Source organism: Pseudomonas frederiksbergensis, assembly GCF_003732665.1.
GTDB lineage: Bacteria > Pseudomonadota > Gammaproteobacteria > Pseudomonadales > Pseudomonadaceae > Aquipseudomonas > Aquipseudomonas frederiksbergensis_G.
This window is the reverse complement of the sequence record NZ_MOBP01000101.1, coordinates 1-461: the sequence shown is the minus strand read 5'-3', so window position 1 is coordinate 461 and position 461 is coordinate 1. Positions and strand designations below refer to the sequence as shown.

The 461-nt window shown below is 52.3% G+C and carries 1 protein-coding gene; it reads right to left on the bottom strand.

Annotated features, from left to right (window positions below; translation table 11 throughout):
- A partial coding sequence (locus tag BK665_RS33325) for an ABC transporter substrate-binding protein (protein WP_221179283.1) occupies positions 1-461 on the bottom strand: 461 nt, incomplete at both ends.

The window sequence follows — 461 nt, the reverse complement described above, 5'->3', positions numbered from 1 at the left end:
CTGCTTCCACATTTCGATCATCATCATCAACGCAGGCATGGCGTTGGCATAATAGTTGCCCATCGTGTGATAGGTGATCGGCGTTCCATCGTAGCCGCTCTCCTTGACGAGACGCTTGGCCTCCTCGCCATTATATTCCATGGCCTTACGCTTTGGATCGAAGGTTTCCCCATAGTTCGGGAAATTGAAGCCGGCCGGGATAGATGCTTGTTTCTTCCAGAGCGCTTCAACCATGATTGGCCGGTTGACAGCCAGAGCAAGAGCGCGCCGAAGCTTCTTATCCTTGAAAACTTCTTGGTTCATATTGAAGGTGAACATGTGGAAGTTTTCGATGAGCGTCCCGCGCGTTTCGAGGTCTGGATAGCTATTTATCAGCTGAATGTCGTCCGGCGTCAGGGTAGTGATGATATCGTATTCACCGCTGATCAGACCCGCGACGCGTGTGGCTGGCTCTGCGACGA